General features: G+C 62.6%; 14 protein-coding genes and 1 tRNA gene. 3 read left to right on the top strand and 12 right to left on the bottom strand.

Annotated features, from left to right (window positions below):
- Positions 1 to 2: 2 nt before the first annotated feature.
- The 10 genes from ESZ53_RS09795 to ESZ53_RS09750 form a co-directional block, all read right to left on the bottom strand.
- Entirely contained in the window at positions 3 to 1,061 is a 1,059-nt protein-coding gene (locus ESZ53_RS09795; protein WP_129072650.1) for a type III polyketide synthase, read from the bottom strand.
- 63 nt (positions 1,062 to 1,124) lie between these two features.
- The gene (locus tag ESZ53_RS09790; RefSeq protein ID WP_246837285.1) at positions 1,125 to 1,634 is read right to left on the bottom strand and encodes a MauE/DoxX family redox-associated membrane protein; all 510 of its coding nucleotides are present in this window, start codon (positions 1,632 to 1,634) and stop codon (positions 1,125 to 1,127) included.
- Between the two features lie 5 nt (positions 1,635 to 1,639).
- The gene (locus ESZ53_RS09785) at positions 1,640 to 2,851 is read right to left on the bottom strand and encodes an MFS transporter (RefSeq protein WP_129072649.1); all 1,212 of its coding nucleotides are present in this window, start codon (positions 2,849 to 2,851) and stop codon (positions 1,640 to 1,642) included.
- 3 nt (positions 2,852 to 2,854) lie between these two features.
- Positions 2,855 to 3,508, bottom strand: coding sequence for a DUF624 domain-containing protein (locus ESZ53_RS09780; RefSeq protein WP_129072648.1), 654 nt, complete (start codon positions 3,506 to 3,508; stop codon positions 2,855 to 2,857).
- Positions 3,505 to 5,535: a DUF4962 domain-containing protein gene (locus ESZ53_RS09775; RefSeq protein ID WP_129072647.1), complete on the bottom strand. Its 2,031-nt coding sequence runs from the start codon at positions 5,533 to 5,535 to the stop codon at positions 3,505 to 3,507. Before ESZ53_RS09775 ends, ESZ53_RS09780 begins: the two co-directional genes overlap by 4 nt.
- Positions 5,532 to 7,376, bottom strand: a complete 1,845-nt coding sequence (locus ESZ53_RS09770; RefSeq protein ID WP_129072646.1) for a heparinase II/III family protein — start codon at positions 7,374 to 7,376, stop codon at positions 5,532 to 5,534. Before ESZ53_RS09770 ends, ESZ53_RS09775 begins: the two co-directional genes overlap by 4 nt.
- Complete coding sequence (locus ESZ53_RS09765) at positions 7,373 to 8,137, bottom strand: SDR family NAD(P)-dependent oxidoreductase (protein WP_129072645.1); 765 nt, start codon at positions 8,135 to 8,137, stop codon at positions 7,373 to 7,375. The genes ESZ53_RS09770 and ESZ53_RS09765 overlap by 4 nt, the downstream gene beginning before the upstream one ends.
- 62 nt (positions 8,138 to 8,199) lie before the next feature.
- Positions 8,200 to 9,135, bottom strand: a complete 936-nt coding sequence (locus tag ESZ53_RS09760; RefSeq protein WP_129072644.1) for a carbohydrate ABC transporter permease — start codon at positions 9,133 to 9,135, stop codon at positions 8,200 to 8,202.
- 2 nt (positions 9,136 to 9,137) lie between these two features.
- Positions 9,138 to 10,097 (bottom strand): carbohydrate ABC transporter permease, encoded by a 960-nt coding sequence (locus ESZ53_RS09755; protein ID WP_129072643.1) that lies wholly within the window; start codon positions 10,095 to 10,097, stop codon positions 9,138 to 9,140.
- Positions 10,098 to 10,172: 75 nt separating this feature from the next.
- The gene (locus ESZ53_RS09750; RefSeq protein WP_168187219.1) at positions 10,173 to 11,471 is read right to left on the bottom strand and encodes an ABC transporter substrate-binding protein; all 1,299 of its coding nucleotides are present in this window, start codon (positions 11,469 to 11,471) and stop codon (positions 10,173 to 10,175) included.
- Between the two features lie 280 nt (positions 11,472 to 11,751).
- Here ESZ53_RS09750 and ESZ53_RS09745 point away from each other — a divergent pair, with 280 nt between their 5' ends.
- Both ESZ53_RS09745 and ESZ53_RS09740 read left to right on the top strand, forming a co-directional pair.
- Positions 11,752 to 12,816, top strand: coding sequence for a LacI family DNA-binding transcriptional regulator (locus ESZ53_RS09745; protein ID WP_129072641.1), 1,065 nt, complete (start codon positions 11,752 to 11,754; stop codon positions 12,814 to 12,816).
- Complete coding sequence (locus tag ESZ53_RS09740; RefSeq protein ID WP_246837284.1) at positions 12,791 to 13,198, top strand: DUF2834 domain-containing protein; 408 nt, start codon at positions 12,791 to 12,793, stop codon at positions 13,196 to 13,198. The genes ESZ53_RS09745 and ESZ53_RS09740 overlap by 26 nt, the downstream gene beginning before the upstream one ends.
- Positions 13,199 to 13,208: 10 nt before the next feature.
- On the opposite strand, the gene ESZ53_RS09735 is transcribed toward ESZ53_RS09740, so the two are convergent.
- Positions 13,209 to 13,808 (bottom strand): hypothetical protein, encoded by a 600-nt coding sequence (locus tag ESZ53_RS09735; RefSeq protein ID WP_129072640.1) that lies wholly within the window; start codon positions 13,806 to 13,808, stop codon positions 13,209 to 13,211.
- 141 nt (positions 13,809 to 13,949) lie between these two features.
- Between ESZ53_RS09735 and pdxY the strand changes: the two genes are divergently transcribed.
- Positions 13,950 to 14,801 carry a pyridoxal kinase PdxY gene (pdxY, locus tag ESZ53_RS09730; RefSeq protein ID WP_129072639.1) on the top strand — a complete coding sequence of 284 codons (852 nt, stop codon included), beginning with the start codon at positions 13,950 to 13,952 and terminating at the stop codon, positions 14,799 to 14,801.
- 124 nt (positions 14,802 to 14,925) lie between these two features.
- Here the strand turns inward: pdxY and ESZ53_RS09725 are convergent.
- Positions 14,926 to 15,009, bottom strand: a tRNA-Leu gene (locus tag ESZ53_RS09725).
- Positions 15,010 to 15,173 lie beyond the last annotated feature (164 nt).

The raw sequence follows: 15,173 nt of genomic DNA, 5'->3' as shown, positions 1-15,173 counted from the left end.
CATCACGACCACTCCAAGAGAACGAATTCGGCGCTCACACCCGGCCCGAGGGCGAAGGCGAGAGCGTGACTACCGGGGGCTGGCGCGGGATCGGCGTGCAGAGCATCCGCCAGCACATGCAGCACTGCGGCCGACGACAAGTTGCCGACGCGGGCGAGACAATCCCAACTCGACTGCAGGTCGCGGCGCTGAAGCCCGAGCGAACTCTCGAATGCTTCGAGCACGCGGGGGCCACCCGGATGCGCGATCCAGGTATCGATGTCGGCGATCGTTAGGCCGTTGCGGCCCAGAAACTCGCTGACCTCGCCCGGGAAACTGTTCTGAATCACGTCGGCCACGCCCGCGCTCAGCACGATCTCGAAACCGGTGCCGCCGACGTTCCAGCCGATCACATCGTGACTGTCGGCGACGAACGTGCTGCGGGTATCAATCACGCGCGGGCCCGGCTCGCTGCGGTTCTCCCCCACCATCACGACCGCCGCGGCACCGTCGCCGAAGAGGCCAGTGGCGACAAAGTTGGCCATGGTGTGGTCATCACGCTGCAGGGTGAGCGAGCACAGCTCGACGCTCAATACGACGCCCACGTCATCCGGATGCCCGACCAAATAGTCATGCACGCGGGCCAAGCCCGCGGCCCCCGCCAAGCAGCCCAAGCCAAACGAGGGAACCCGTTTCACGTCGGGGCGCAGCCCCAGCCGCGGGATCAGCAGCGCGTCGATCGACGGCGCCGAGATGCCGGTGACGGAGGTGAAGAAGACGAAGTCGACATCGGCGGCGGTGAGCCCAGCGTCCGCGAGCGCCGTGGTCAGCGCGCGCTCAAGCAGCTCGGTCGAGACGCGGATGAACTCGTCGTTGGTCTCGCGAAAACTGCCGAGTTCGGGATACCGCTCGAGCGGGAGCGCCATGTGGCGACGATCGATTCCGCTGGCGCCGTGCATCCGCTCAATCACGGCCTGATGGCGTGTGTTCTCGGCCAAAAGCGACGCGAGCATGCCGGTCATTTCGGCCTGCGTGTAGCTGTGCTCGGGCACCACCGGGGCGACTGCCGCCACTCTGCTCATTCAGAGACTCCACTCATTCAACAACTTCGCCGATACCTCAACCTTGCTTCTGTAGGGAAAGTATCACGCAGTGAGGCCGAGCCCTCCCGTGCGGCGTGCGGCACGCCAGGCGCGCCACGCCCCGGTAGACCACAGGGCCCAGAGAATCAGCACGGGTTGGAACGGCATCCGAATCCAACGTTTGAGGTCGGAGTCCATGCCGAGGGAATCGACCTGGTTCACGAGCTGGGAGATGTTGCCGGGGTAGATCGCGATGAAGAAGGCGGCCGCGATCCAGCCGACCGCCGGGCGGTACTTCTTGGAAAAGATGAGGGCACTGCCGAGGGCAATCTCGACGACTCCGGATGCCACCACCACGAAGTCTTGGTCGAACGGTTGCCAATTCGGCACCTGCGCTTGAAAGTCTTCGCGCGCGAAGGTGAGGTGGCTGATGCCGGCGAACACCAGTGAGGCGCCGAGCGCGATGCGTCCGATGCGGCGGCCAATACGGCTGGCGCGCGAAACCTCGCCGGGCGCGGTTGAATCTCTGACTGACGCGACTTCGATCTGCTCGCGGGGTGGTGTCGGCTCCATCTGCCCTATTGTGGTGCGCTCGGCTTAGAGTCTGCCGAGCCTGAAGCGCGCCGTGGCCCAAACACTACAAACAGCACCGCGACGATGACCGCCCACGCGGGGTACGTCAGCCAGACCCAGGATGCTCCGGGTTCGCCCGAGCCGGCGAGCGCGTAAATCACACCAGCTGAGCTGCTTCCCACGACGCCACCGATCGCGTTGGCGAGGCCCTGCACTCCGAAGTAGCTAGCGACTGAGCCTTCCGGGGCAAAGCGCGACACGGTGGCATTGAGCACAGGCTGCGCAAGCATTTGACCGACGATGAACACGGCAACGCCCACGAGCATCCCGAACAAATTTGTGGAGAGGCCCATGATGCCAACGCCGACACCCAGACACGTTGTCGCGCCGGCGAGGGTGACGCGGTCAGGCAGAAAACGGTTGGCGGCACCCGTGAGCGGCAGCATCGTGAGCACCATCACGATCGCGGCGCCCGAGTAGATGAAGCCGAGATCGGACGGGCCCGAGGTGAACTCGGCGGCCCGGAATGGGATCACGAGATAGAACTGAGCGACGAGCACCGCGGTGCCCGCCACGAGCGCGCAATACCGCACGAACGCGAGGTCGGCGAAGGCCACTCGCAAGCGTGGCGGGGTGCGGGCCTTGTCGTCCTCCCCCGGTCCGGGCAAACCGAACGCGCTAATGATGAACGCGATCACAAACATCCCGGCCGCCGACAAACTCACGAAAGCGAAGTCGGCACCCGCTAAGAAACCACCGATGATGGGGCCGACGATGAAGCCAACATTGCTGACCACCTCGCGCGTCGAATACACGCGGATGCGGTCACTGCCGGTCGTGAGCGCGGCATACGCCGAATAGCTGGCGGGGTGAAAGAGTGCACCGCCCAGCCCCGTGAGAATCGACGCCACCACGAGCAACGGCACCGAATCTACAGTGCCCAGCATGGCGAATCCCGAAGCCCGAACGAGCACCCCGATCAGGATGGCGCGACGAAAGTTGATGCGATCGGCAACCCACCCGGCGATCGGCATCATGCCGTTCTGGGCGGCGGTGCGCACGGCCGTCAGCGCCGCGACAGCCGCAATCGTGAGGGTCAGATCTTGTAGAAAGTGATACGCCAGCAACGGCACGAGCATGTAAAAGCCGACGGCCATGATGAAGGTGTCGCTGTAGAGAACCTTCAGCGCGAACGAGACGGGTGGGCGCTTAGCCACTGCCTAGTCCTGCTCGTCGTTCGCGGGCGGCCGCGGACCCCAGGCCCGCACCCCCACGTACACCGGCACCGCGATCGCCACGAACGGCGCGAGGCTCGGCAGCAAAACCGAGCCCACGATCACGACCGTCAGCGTGAGCAACACGAGTAGCGAGCGACGCGGATGCTGCAGCATCAGCACGAATCCCTCACGTGCCCAGGTGCGGGCATCCGCCTCGGGAGCCAGTGTCGAGGCAGCCGTTAGCGCGACGGCGAACACACCAACGGCAGCAGCGATCGGCATCACCGCGGCGGCAAACATGAGCGCGAGCGGATCGCCCGTGCTAGTCAACTGCGCCGCGAGGAAGATGCCGTCGGCGACCAGAATCGCGAACACCACAGTCGCGATCACCCCGAGCCCCAGCGTGCGCCGCCACGTCTGGCGGAACTCGCGGAACGTATTCGTGAACACCTTGTCGTTGTTCGTGACGTTCCAGTCGGCACACGCGCGGGCGTACGCAATCGCGGCCGGCAGCACCGTGATGATGCCGAGCGACAGAATGAGAACCGCAAGCGACCCCAGGAAGATATTTCCCGGATACGCGAGCGCGCCGAGCAGAGAGGTCTCCCAGCGGGGAGACCGTCTCGTGCCCTGCGGTCGCTGCGGTCGTTGTCTCATCGGTGCGTACTCGTGCTCCCCTGGAATCCTTCGCCCACGACGGCCGTTGCGCCCAGGGTGGGAGCGTCGCCATCGAAGCCCAACGATACGGTTTCGGTCACGCCGTCGCGCTCGATCTCCACACGCACGCCACCATCCGACACTTCATAGTGGATGCTCGCCGGGGCAGTGTCATCCCAGCGACGCGACTCGAGCACCGTGACAAAGCGTGCACTCGTCGTCGGCTCGCTCACGCGCTTGAGCGTGTGCTGCTTCTTGCTAATCGCCAGGCTCGGCGTGGATGACGTGGGGTTGGCATGCACGAAGGTCTCGACGATCTCACTGGCCGCATTGTCGTCGAGCGCAGCGATCGGCATGACACCGTGTCCGGCATCCGCTCGCCAGCGCTTGTCGCCGAGGGCAACGGGGGCGTTGTCGGTTTGTAGCAGCCACGTCCAGGTGCGGGGCTGGTCGGCGGCGAGGTCGTCGGCGATCACGAGGGTTCCGCCTGGCGTCATGACGAGGTGACGGCGAACCCGCGTGACTCCCAGGTCGCGGTCGTACATCGCGGAGGACTCGCTTACCGCGTGGGTCCAGCCATCCTTGATCGTCGTGGTCAGAATTTCGGCCGTGAACTCCTCGGCCAGCTCTTCGAACACGTGATACCGGTCTTCATTCACGAAGCCGTTGCCGTCGATCAGGATCGAGTTGTGGTGCTCAGTGAGTTTGCGCGACGAATAGCCTTCGTCGATCGCCAAGTACGAGCCGTTCCCGAGAAATACGAACGAGCCCGAGTCGGGGTGGTGGTGTCCCGCGTTGAGCGTGACCCAGCCGTTCTCCTTGCGCTGGCGGTGCGACTGATCCCACGCTTTGTGGCCGCCACCGGGTGATGCTTTGAACGAGACGAGGCTCGCTTGCTCATCCCACGAGCTGCGCCCGACGACGAGCCCGAGGTCTTCGAAGTACTTGCTCGGCGGGAGAGTTTCCGGGCCGGCCGGCTCAACCGTGGGGTCGAACCAGAGCAGCTCTTGGTACGCCTCGGGGCGAACGCCGGGTCGCACTCCGCTCTCGTACGCTTCGCGCCAGTAGAACTCGGTCGAGACCTTGTTGGCCAACCACTGCGCCTGCGGAATGCGGTACTCGGCGGCGAGCTTGTAATAAAGGGCGAGCGGATGCCCGCTGCGGCGATCGTGGCAGTCACCGTGGTCAACGATGCGTTCCAGATCGGGAGCCGCTTGGTAGAGGCGGTACCAGAAGGTCTCCTTCAAGTAGGTGCCGCGGTTGAACCAGTCGAGGCCCTCTTGGTCGCGCAGCACGTCAAGGTAGCTCGCGATCCACGGCACTCCGTAGCGCCAATAGACGACACCCTCGTTGTTGGAGCCGTCGTCGGGAAGCGAGTCGAGAACCTTGCCGAAGTTGTCCTTCGCGCGCTCAGTCCAGGCTTTCGCTTCGGGGTACTTCTCTTGCAGGGCATACCCGGCGGTGGCGAGGCCGGCGTAGCAAATCCAATTGTGGTTCTGCCAGTACGACGACGACCACCATCCGCCTTCCTTCTCGACAGCGAACTCGTACATGCGCTGGCCCTGAAGCAGCAGTTTGTCTTCGAGGGCCTGCTTCTCTTCGGGGCGCAGCGCGTCACCGGCCCACGAATAGGCGAGCGACAACCCGTGCAGAATCCAGCCGGCATCGAGGTCGTGGTCGGGCAGATTCGCCTTTCCCCAGTGGGGGAACGACAGCGGCGGAGCCAACCAGCGACGCAACTCTTCGAGGTACGCCGCTTGACCGGTCAAGCGGTACGCTAGCGCGAGGTTCGCCGAGCCCGGCCCGAAATAGGTGATGGATGCCAGCGGGTGTTCCTGCGGAAGTTCCATCCCCTTCGCGCGCTCACACTCCTCGAGCAGTCGACGGAACTGCGCGCTCCTGCTGCCATCAAGTTCGCTGCGCAGCTGCTGCTCGCGGTCGCCGATGAGCATCGCGCGGCCCGTTGCCGACGAAAGTGAAGCTGCGGTCGATGATGTGGGGGTTGTGGTCTCGGCGATGTTGGTCACAGTCCTACCTCTATTAGTGATGAGTCGGGGGCGGCAGTGGGGATCGTGATCCGCACTGCGGTGTCAGAGAAGTCGGCTTCGACAGTGTCGAGGCTGAACTCGGGGTCGAAGGAGTACACGCTCACGAAAGTTGCGGCGCTGGCGGTCATCGACCAGTCGCCAACATGCTGCAGACGGCTGGGGTCATCCGATGGCCCGCGGCCCGCGGCCAGTTCGAGCGTGGCGTTGCCGGATGCGCGATGCCAGCCGGTCAAGCCTGCTTGCCCGCGGCTCAGGGTTGGCTTCGCATGAGCGCCCGTCAAGCCTGCGCCCGAAGCAGCGCCCCAAGTCGAACGCCACGAGTCACCCGCCACCACAACACTGAAGTCAACGGCCGGGCGAAGGCCAAGCGAGATCTCGTGGGGTTCGCCGTCATCGCAGACGACGTGCACGACATCCACGAGCAGTCCGTCGGCGAGCTGCACGGTGCGGCTCAGCCGAACGCCCTCGATCGCGGTCGTGGTGACGGCCGTGACGCGAGAGGCCGCAGCATCCCATTCGGTAATTTCAGCACTGGCTTCGACCTGGTCAGCGCCGTCAACGCGAACGGTCGGATGCGCGATCGTGCGCGCGTAGTACGAGCGACGAAGCGCGTGCCCATACGGCGGCACGGCCGGAGCCGGCTGCCACTTCGGGCCGTCGCCATAAAGGTAGAGCGCAAGTTTGTCGAAGTGGCCGTGGGCTCCACCGTGGGGTCCAGCATCGAGGATGCCGACCATGCGATTGCGTGAATCCCGCAACACGACATACCCGGCATCCTCGAATGCTCGCGAACCGACCACCACCGGTGCGCGATCAAGCGGTGCACCCACAAACCAGCCATCGAGCATCCACTCGAGACCATCGTGGTCAGCACCAAGTCTTTCGACGACCCACGACTGCACAGTCGTCAGGCCGGTATCGCTGAAGAGCTGTGCTCCCAGCGTGCAAATTTCGAGCACTTCGCGGTGCATCGCGACCCGGTCGTAGGGGCCGTCGTGCAGCGCGGGCAAGAAACCGTCGGGCGCCGCAATCGAGACCAGCACGTCGACCATGCGACGGAGCGTGACGACGACGTCGGCCGGCAGCTCCGCGAGCTCGATTCCGCGCAGACCCAGAAGATAGGCGCGCAGAACGAACACGTGATAGTAGGTGGATGCCTCCCACTCCCAGCCGTCGGAACGTACCGCGAGCTGCATATGGTCGAAGACCACCGCCGCAAACTGCGGTGCGACCGCGGGCCCGCCCAGCGTGTGCGAGGCCAGCGCTACCAGACGGGCTGCGGCATCCAGCCACGCGGTGTAGTTGCTGCGCTGATCGTCACGATCTTCCACGAGGATGCGGCGAGACTCGGCGAGTGTCTCGCCCAGCCCGTCGAGGGTGCGACTGAGGTCGGTAGACTCGCGAAGTTCGTGGATCGGCCCGAGCGTGATGATGCCATCCGCGAACCCGACTGCCCACTGCGCTTCGGAGAGAGCCTGGGCAAAGAGCTTGCCCTGCAGCATCCATGATTCGCTCTTGTCGCTCCAACCGCCAGCCGAGATCTGCACGTAGAGAGCGGAGTAGTCGAGAACGAGCTCGACGGCCCGTTCTCGATCGGCGGTGTCGCCGTGCAACGCATACCGTCGCGCAGCAACCCGGGCGGCACGAGCGAGCGCTTGATGTTCAAGCGCGAGCCACGCGGCCTCGACCTTGTCGCCCGTGAGACGACAGCCGTGGTCGCACAGAAACTCGTCGCCGTCGCGGGCGCCCAACTCGATGCCATGCGTGGGGCAGACATAGTCATGCCACCACCCACCCGGCTGCTGCGGAACAGAACTCATCGGAAGTTGAGGCCTCCGTTGATGTCGACAACCTGGCCCGTGACATACGACGAGAGGTCAGAGGCCAAGAACAGTGCGACGTCAGCAACGTCTCCCGCGGTGCCCGCCCGACCGAGCGGGATGCCCGCGACGATGTTCTTCTGAGCTTCGCCCGGCGTAAAGGTCTCGTGGAAGGCAGTCTCGCCGATGAAGCCGGGAGCAACCGCGTTTACGGTGATCTTCTTGCCGGCGATCTCCTTGGCCAGTGCCCGAGTGAAACCGACAACAGCAGCCTTCGAGGTGGCGTAGACAACCGATCCGGCACCACCACCGTTTTCAGCGGCGAGCGACGCCATCGTGATGATGCGGCCGTGCTCCGACTCGGCGAGCGCCGGAAGCGCCTGCCGGGTGGTGAAGAACGTGCTGGCCACGTTCACCTCCATGATCTCGTTCCAGCGCTCATCCGTGGTCTCGGGAATGGTCGCGCGGCCCACCAGGTGGCCGGCGTTGTTGACGAGGATGTCGAGGCCGCCCAGAAACTCAACAGCGGCATCCACCAAGGTGGTCGCCTGCGCTGAATCGGTGAGGTCGGCCTGAACGGCGAGCGAGCGTCGTCCGCCCGCTTCAATCTCGTCCTTTACCGCGGTGGCTCCCGCTTCACTGTGGGCGTAGTGCACCACAACGTCAGCGCCCGCCGCCGCCAGTGCTTTCGCGATGGCCGCGCCGATTCCTGCTCCTGCGCCTGTAACGAGTGCGCGTCGTCCGGTGAGGTCAATGCTCATTTTTCTTTACCGTGCCTATCTTTTTGTTGGTGATGGAAAGTTCGTGAATGGATGCGGGCGAGTTACTTGATACCCGCGTTAGTGAAGCCCTGAATGAAGTACTTCTGGGCGAAGATGAACAAGACCACCATGGGAACGGTGGCCATGGTTGTTCCGGCCATCAGGTACTGCCATTGCGTGTTGTCGAGCTGCTGGAACACCGCGAGCCCTACTTGAATCACGCGCAGGTCGCTGCTGGTTGTGACGAGCAGCGGCCAGAGGAAGTTGTTCCAGCTCTCTTGGAAGGTGAGCAAACCCACCGTCGCGATGGCCGGCTTGATGAGCGGCGTATAGATCTGCGCAAAGATGCGGAACTCGCCCAGCCCATCGATACGAGCCGCCTCTTCGAGGTCTTTCGGCAGCGACAAATAGAACTGACGGAACAGGAAGATGGCGGATGCGCTGAGCCCACCAGGAATGATGAGCGCCCACCACGTGTCCAGCCAGCCGCTACCGCCCTGGCCGAGGATGTCGTTGCCACCGAACAGGGGCATGAACTTCACGAGCAAGAACTGGGGAACGATCTTCGTGTAGGTGGGGATCATCAGCATCGCGATGAAGGCGAGGAAGATCGCTTCACGGCCGCGGAAGTAAATGCGAGCGAGTGCGTAGCCGGCCATCGCGCCGAGAGCGATCGTGATGAGCGTGTGAGTGGTTGCGATCACCAAACTGTTGCGAAAGTAGAGGCCGAACGGCGCAGCATCCAGAGTCGCGGCATAGTTGCTCCACATCCACTCCTGCGGCAACACCGTGGGCGGAAACTGGGCCAGCTCGGCCGGAGACTTGAGGCTCGTCAGCACCATCCAGAGGAACGGCACGAGCATCGTGATTGCGCCCAAGCTGAGCAGCACATTGACGAGCACCGCCTGACGTCCCTTGGCGTGATGGAACCAGCGCTTGCGGGGTGCGACCGTGATTTCTTCGCTGATCGCGAGGGCCTTAATAGTAGGGAGGGTCATCGCTAGTCCTCTTCTTTGGTGACGCGACGGCTAATGAGAGTGACAAAGAGGAGGAAGGCGAACAGCGCGACCGACTGAGCCGATGCCATTCCCATCCGGAACTCCTGGAACGCCGAGCGGTAGACCTCGTAGGTCATCATCGTGGTCGCGTTCGCGGGCCCACCGTCGGTGAGCACGTAGATCTGATCGAAGACTTGGAATGCTCCGATGATCGAGATGATGAAGACGAAGAACGTCGCCGGCTTGAGCATCGGAACGGTGATGCTGAAGAACTTGCGCACCGACGATGCGCCGTCGAGCGAGGCTGCCTCATACAGCGACTCATCGATGTTCTGCAGGGCCGCAATGTAGATGAGCATCTTGATGCCGATGCCCTGCCACGCGCCAACCAAGATTACGGAAGGCAATGCCCACTGCGGGTCGACGAGCCAGGCTTGCCCGGGAAGGCCAACGGCTTCGAGCATGGCGTTGAGCAGACCGTACTGCGGGTTGAAGATCCAGAGCCACACCATCGCAATGGCGACGGTCGCGGTGACCTGCGGGAGGAAGAAGGCGGTGCGGTAAAACTTCTGCAGCTTCAGGCCCTGGTTGAGGAGCACCGCCACGACAACGGCGACGGCCATCGACACGGGCACGGTCCAGAAGGTGTACCAAATGGTGTTGCCGATCGACTGCATGAAGACCGGGTCGCTGAACATCTCAACGTAGTTGTCGAACCAGATCCACTTCGGTGCCGAAAAGATGCCGTAGTCCGTAAAGGAGAGGTAGAAGGTAGCGATAACCGGGATCAGCGTCCAGAGACCAACGTGAATCACGGATGGCGTGATCATCAGCCAGCCAGCACGTCGCCGTTTCTTCTCGGCCATACTGATCCGCTTGCGCTTGCGCGGAGGTGCTGTTGCCGTGCCGGGCACAGGCGCCGCTTTCGCGACCTGCACTGGCTGGTGGTCTGTAGTAGTCATCACGCCCTCGTGTGTGTGGTGCTGGGGAAGAGGGATGCCCGGGTACGTGGAGTACCCGAGCATCCAGGGGAGGAACTAGCGGTCTATCGAGGTCTGAACGAGCGCGGCGAGGTCATCAAGAGCCTCTTCCGCTGACTTCTGACCAAGCAGAGCTGCTTGAACGGCGGGCGCAAAGTCACCGCGGACTTCGAGCCACTGAGAGGGGCCACCTTCGCGCTGGGCGACCTCAAGGTTTTCCATTGCGAACTGAACGAAACGGTTCGACTGAACGTAGTCAGAGTCGAGGAGTTCGGTCAGTGCCGGCACGTTACCGCGCTGTTCGTTGGCGGCGAGTGCAGCGTCCGGGCTCGACAGGAACTCGAGCAGTGCGCGGGCAGCCTGGGGGTTCTTCGAGTTGTTGGCAACGGTCGCCAAGGTTCCACCGAAGAACATTCCGGATGCATCGCCCTGAATAACGAAGGGCTCGAGGTTGTCGAGAACGGTTTCATCCGCTTCGAGTGCCTGCGTCCAGAGGTTGTTGTGGGCGATTCCCATTGCGGCGCGCCCGTTGATGAGCGGGTTCACGATGTCATCCGTCGAAGTAAAACCGATGTCCTCTACCTCGTACTTGTTCACGAGGTCAGCCATAAGCCCAAGAGCGGCGACACCCTCATCACTGTTGAAGGCAGGAGCGGTGGCATCCTCATTGAAGAGTGCGCCGCCCGCCGAGAAGAGCATTGTCTCGAACGCCTGACGGGCATCCAGCGACATCATGTCGAAGCCAGCGCGCTCAAGTGAACCGTTTGACGAACGCACGGTGGTCGCTTCAGCGATTTCGATGAGTTCTTCCCACGAGGAGGGCGGGCTGTCGTAGCCAGCTTCCTTGAGGATGTCCATGCGGGCGACTCCGAAGCGGGTGTCGAGCATGATTGGCACAGCGTAGACGTTGCCGTCCCACATGCCGGCTTCGACGATCTCGTCGGTGTAGCTCTCCTTGAGGTCAGCTTCGTTGAGGCCGAGTTCACCGAGGTCGGCGAGCACGCCCTTGTCGGCGAACGCCTCGATCCAGCCGACGCCCATGAGCATGACATCGGGGACGAGACCGGAAACGACCGCCGTAGTGAGTTTCTCGTTCAGGTTGCCGTAGGTCGTGTAGTCCACGTTGACCGTGACGTTGGGGTACTCCTCGTAGAACTGCGGAAGCAGCTCGTCTTCGAGAAGGTCTTGCCCGGGGCTTCCTTCAAAAATGGGGGTGAGCAGGCTGATCTCGCCCGAAACCTCATCGGGGTTCAGATCGGCGTCTGCTTCTCCGGCTGAACAGGCGGCGAGACCGAGACCCATCAGGGCCACCATCGCGACCGATGCTGTGCGGCGCATTCGTGACTTCACTTCCATGTGCATGTCCTCTCAAGCTGAGATTGAGCGACGGCTCCAGTGCCTTCGTTCCGCGACGTCGTCGTCGGCTCATTCGATTCCTAACCGATTTCCTAGGGGGGTGGGTGAAATCGGTGTAACGATGCACTGACCATAGACGAGTCATTCTCTGAGAGTCAAGGGCGACGATGAAATTACTCTCACAAGGCACGTACTTGCTGGACCACTGCTTGCCGAAGTTCAATAAATCGTTACACTAAAACGACGATCATCAGGATCGCCAACAACCGAAGGAGGTCGCGTGGCTCGAGTAACCATCCAGCACGTGGCGCAAGCTGCTGGGGTCTCCCCCAGTACCGTCTCCAATTTTTTGAATGACCGTCAGGGCCGGATGGTCGCGGCAACGCGAACTCGCATCGAGGCCGCGATCGCAGAGCTTGGCTACCGCCCCAATCGTGCTGCTCGCCAGCTGCGCAACGGCAAAACTCAAACCGTGGGCCTCGTCGTGCCCTCGGTCGGCAACCCTTTCTGGGGCGCCTTCGCGCACGAAGTGGAAGTCGCTGCCCTGGCTTTGGGCTGCAGTGTTCTGCTCTGCAACAGTGAGCGCGATCCCGAACGCGAACGCCGCTACGTCGAAGAGCTGTGGGAAGACGGCGTACGCAGCATCATCCTGTGCACCTCGCTCCCGTCGCTCGATCACGTCAGCCACGTCATCGACGAAGGTCTGCGCCTCGTCACGTTCGACCGGCCGGCCCAGCCGAATGACCCACAATCTGTCGTGAGCATCAGCATCGACAACAATGTGGGTGGCCAAGTCGCCACCGCGCATCTCCTCGAGCTCGGTCACACGAGCATCGCCTTCGTGTCGGGCTCAATCCGCTCGGTGAACCGCTCAGCGCGCTACCGCGGGTACTGCGATGCTCTCGAAGCTGCTGGGCTCTCGGTTGCCGATATGCCGCAGTGGACCGGGATGGATGCTGCGCAGTTTGGTGATGTCGAAGCGGCCGCGGTAGGGCGGGCTGCCGCACGCGACCTCTTCGCTGACCCCAAGACTGCACCGACCGCGATCGTGGCGATCAACGATATGACGGCGCTGGGATTCTGCCGCGGGCTCCGCGATCTCGGTCTCAAGGTCGGGCGCGATGTGTCCGTCATCGGCTTTGACGACATCATCCTCGCCGACCTCTACGACCCGCCGCTCACAAGCGTTCGTCAGCCCATCACGCGGATGGCGCAGCTTGCCGTGTCAGAGGCCATCGAGCGTGGCTCGAACGAGTCGACCGACCCGGGTAGCTCCGTTCTCTTGCGCCCCGAGCTTGTGGTGCGAGAATCGACGGAACATGTCTCCTCAGTCGCACGACCCTAAGCAACCTGCCGCACCGGAACCCGCACCCCAGGACGGTCGCCCCGCGCTCCTGCGCCATTGGAATGCCACCGCGATCACGTTCGCGACCCTGTCGATCGTCGGCCTCGTCGGCACGTGGATCTTCAACGCACTAGCGATCGTGCAAATGCGCAACTTCCTCGGCGATTGGTTCGGCAGCGGCCCCGCCGTCAACTCACTCGGCGTCGACCTTCTCGTGGTTGCCATCGCGGGCAGCATCCTGATCATCATCGAAGCACGTCGCCTCGGGATGAAGCGGGCCTGGCTCTACATCGTGCTCTCGGGCATCACGGCCTTCGCGTTCACCTTCCCGCTGTTTCTCGCGATGCGCGAGCGCAAGCTCGTGGAGCTCGGGCGCCGCTAGCGCCAAGGGTTTACTCCAAGGCGTCGGGAAGTACGTAGGTGTCGAACTCTTCTCCGGAAGCCGAGTCAATATAAGTCACGACAACCCGTCTGTCATCGAGCGAAACTCCATCGAACGACTGGAAGAACATCGCTTGCAATCCGAGGCCGAACGGAATGAACTGAGCGGAAAATGAGTCATCGAACGCCGCGCGGTCCACGGTCATCGCGAACGTGGCGAACTTGTCGTCGTGCGTGATCTCTTCGATCGAAGCTTCCGTGCTCAGCGTTTCGGTGATGCTCTCGTCGATGCCGCTGGCCATCTCAGCGATCAGCTCGGCGTGCACTGACTTGGGAATGGTGTACTCGACCGAACCATCGTCGTTGACGACCGCTTTGTAGCCGGACTCCTCCGCACTCGTTTGGATCTCCTCCGCGTTCATGTCTTCAAAGAAGCTCGCCGGCAGCGTCACGACGACGTCAAGAAATTTCTCTTCGACCGCAATGCCACCCTCCGCTGACGACGAGGGTTCGGGGTCATTACTCGCTCCCGAGGATGCGCAGCCAGACATCATTGTGCAGGCCACAATCGCTGCCGCGATAACGCTCATGGTCTTAGTTCTAACAATCACAAAATCCCCTAAATCGGCATAATAAGTCAAAATTGAGGTTATCTAACGACCCTTGTCAGGCGCTCCCCCGCGTTGTGGTGACGCTTCGGGCTCGCAGGCAAGAGAACGGCAACCGCCCTAAGAAAGTGGGAGAATCAAAGGATGAAGATCCTCTCGATTCAGTCAGCAGTCGCGTTCGGCCATGTCGGCAACTCTGCCGCGGTGTTCCCGCTGCAGCGCATCGGCGTCGAGGTTGTACCGGTCTATACGGTCAACTTCTCGAACCACACGGGCTACGGCGCTTGGCGGGGGCCGATGATCGACCCCAGTGACGTCTCCGAGGTCATTGCCGGCGTCGAGGACCGCGGAGTCTTCCCCCAGATCGATGTCATCCTCTCGGGCTACCAAGGTGGCGAGGGCATCGGCGATGTCATCATCGACACCGTTGCACGCGTCAAGGCAGCGAACCCCCACGCGATTTACGCCTGCGATCCCGTGATGGGCAATGCGAAATCCGGATGCTTCGTGGCCCCGGCCATACCGATCCTGTTGCGCGAGCGCGTGGTTCCGGTCGCCGACATCATCACCCCTAACCAGTTCGAGCTGGGTTTCCTCACCGAAACTGAGCCCGACACGATCGAGTCGACGCTGGCATCCGCCGATCTCGCCCGCGCGATGGGCCCGAGCACGGTTCTCGTCACGAGCGTTGAGCGCCCCGACCGCGAACCCGACACCATCGAGATGATGGTCGTGACGGATGCCGGAGCTTGGATCGTGCAGACCCCGCAGCTGCCCATGAAGGCCAACGGTTCCGGCGACGTGACCGCCGCCCTCTTCACCGCCCACTTTGTGCGCACCGGCGACGCCGCGGATGCTCTGGCTCGCACGGCATCCAGTGTCTTCGACCTGCTCACCAAGACTCTCGAGTCGGGCGAACGCGAGCTGCAGCTCGTTGAGTCGCAAGAGTTTTACGCGCACCCGCAGATGCAGTTCACCGCGCGCCAGGTTCGCTAGGCGCCGCAGAACCAGGGCCAGTCCCGGGGACCGATAAAGCACAAACCAACAAGACTCAGACCAACAAGAAAAGGCCCACCAACCGGTGGGCCTTTTCTCTTACCTCTGCTGTGCGATTGCACTGTGCGCGAGGGGGGACTTGAACCCCCACGTCCTTTCGAACACACGGACCTGAACCGTGCGCGTCTACCAATTCCGCCACTCACGCGTGGGTTGAGTTGAACACTCAACTGGCTGAGATTATCACAGCGTCAGGCTGTTCAACGATTCGTGTGCACGAAGATGTTTAGTGACGATTCACAGCTTTGTCATATAGGGTTGATAGCTGTCCGTGTGCCTAAAGCCACGGGTTCAACCAGACTTGATCCAAAG

Origin of the sequence: Salinibacterium sp. UTAS2018 (assembly GCF_004118935.1) — a bacterium.
Lineage (GTDB): Bacteria > Actinomycetota > Actinomycetes > Actinomycetales > Microbacteriaceae > Rhodoglobus.
This window is presented reverse-complemented; position numbering and strand designations above follow the sequence as displayed.

What these genes read in the sequence shown, in the direction of transcription:
- ESZ53_RS09795 (WP_129072650.1), bottom strand. Translation starts at nt 1,061, where the DNA reads ATGAGCAGAGTGGCGGCAGTCGCCCCGGTGGTGCCCGAGCACAGCTAC.
- ESZ53_RS09790 (WP_246837285.1), bottom strand. Translation starts at nt 1,634, where the DNA reads ATGGAGCCGACACCACCCCGCGAGCAGATCGAAGTCGCGTCAGTCAGA.
- ESZ53_RS09780 (WP_129072648.1), bottom strand. Translation starts at nt 3,508, where the DNA reads ATGAGACAACGACCGCAGCGACCGCAGGGCACGAGACGGTCTCCCCGC.
- ESZ53_RS09770 (WP_129072646.1), bottom strand. Translation starts at nt 7,376, where the DNA reads ATGAGTTCTGTTCCGCAGCAGCCGGGTGGGTGGTGGCATGACTATGTC.
- ESZ53_RS09765 (WP_129072645.1), bottom strand. Translation starts at nt 8,137, where the DNA reads ATGAGCATTGACCTCACCGGACGACGCGCACTCGTTACAGGCGCAGGA.
- ESZ53_RS09760 (WP_129072644.1), bottom strand. Translation starts at nt 9,135, where the DNA reads ATGACCCTCCCTACTATTAAGGCCCTCGCGATCAGCGAAGAAATCACG.
- ESZ53_RS09755 (WP_129072643.1), bottom strand. Translation starts at nt 10,097, where the DNA reads ATGACTACTACAGACCACCAGCCAGTGCAGGTCGCGAAAGCGGCGCCT.
- ESZ53_RS09750 (WP_168187219.1), bottom strand. Translation starts at nt 11,471, where the DNA reads ATGGAAGTGAAGTCACGAATGCGCCGCACAGCATCGGTCGCGATGGTG.
- ESZ53_RS09740 (WP_246837284.1), top strand. Translation starts at nt 12,791, where the DNA reads ATGTCTCCTCAGTCGCACGACCCTAAGCAACCTGCCGCACCGGAACCC.
- pdxY (WP_129072639.1), top strand. Translation starts at nt 13,950, where the DNA reads ATGAAGATCCTCTCGATTCAGTCAGCAGTCGCGTTCGGCCATGTCGGC.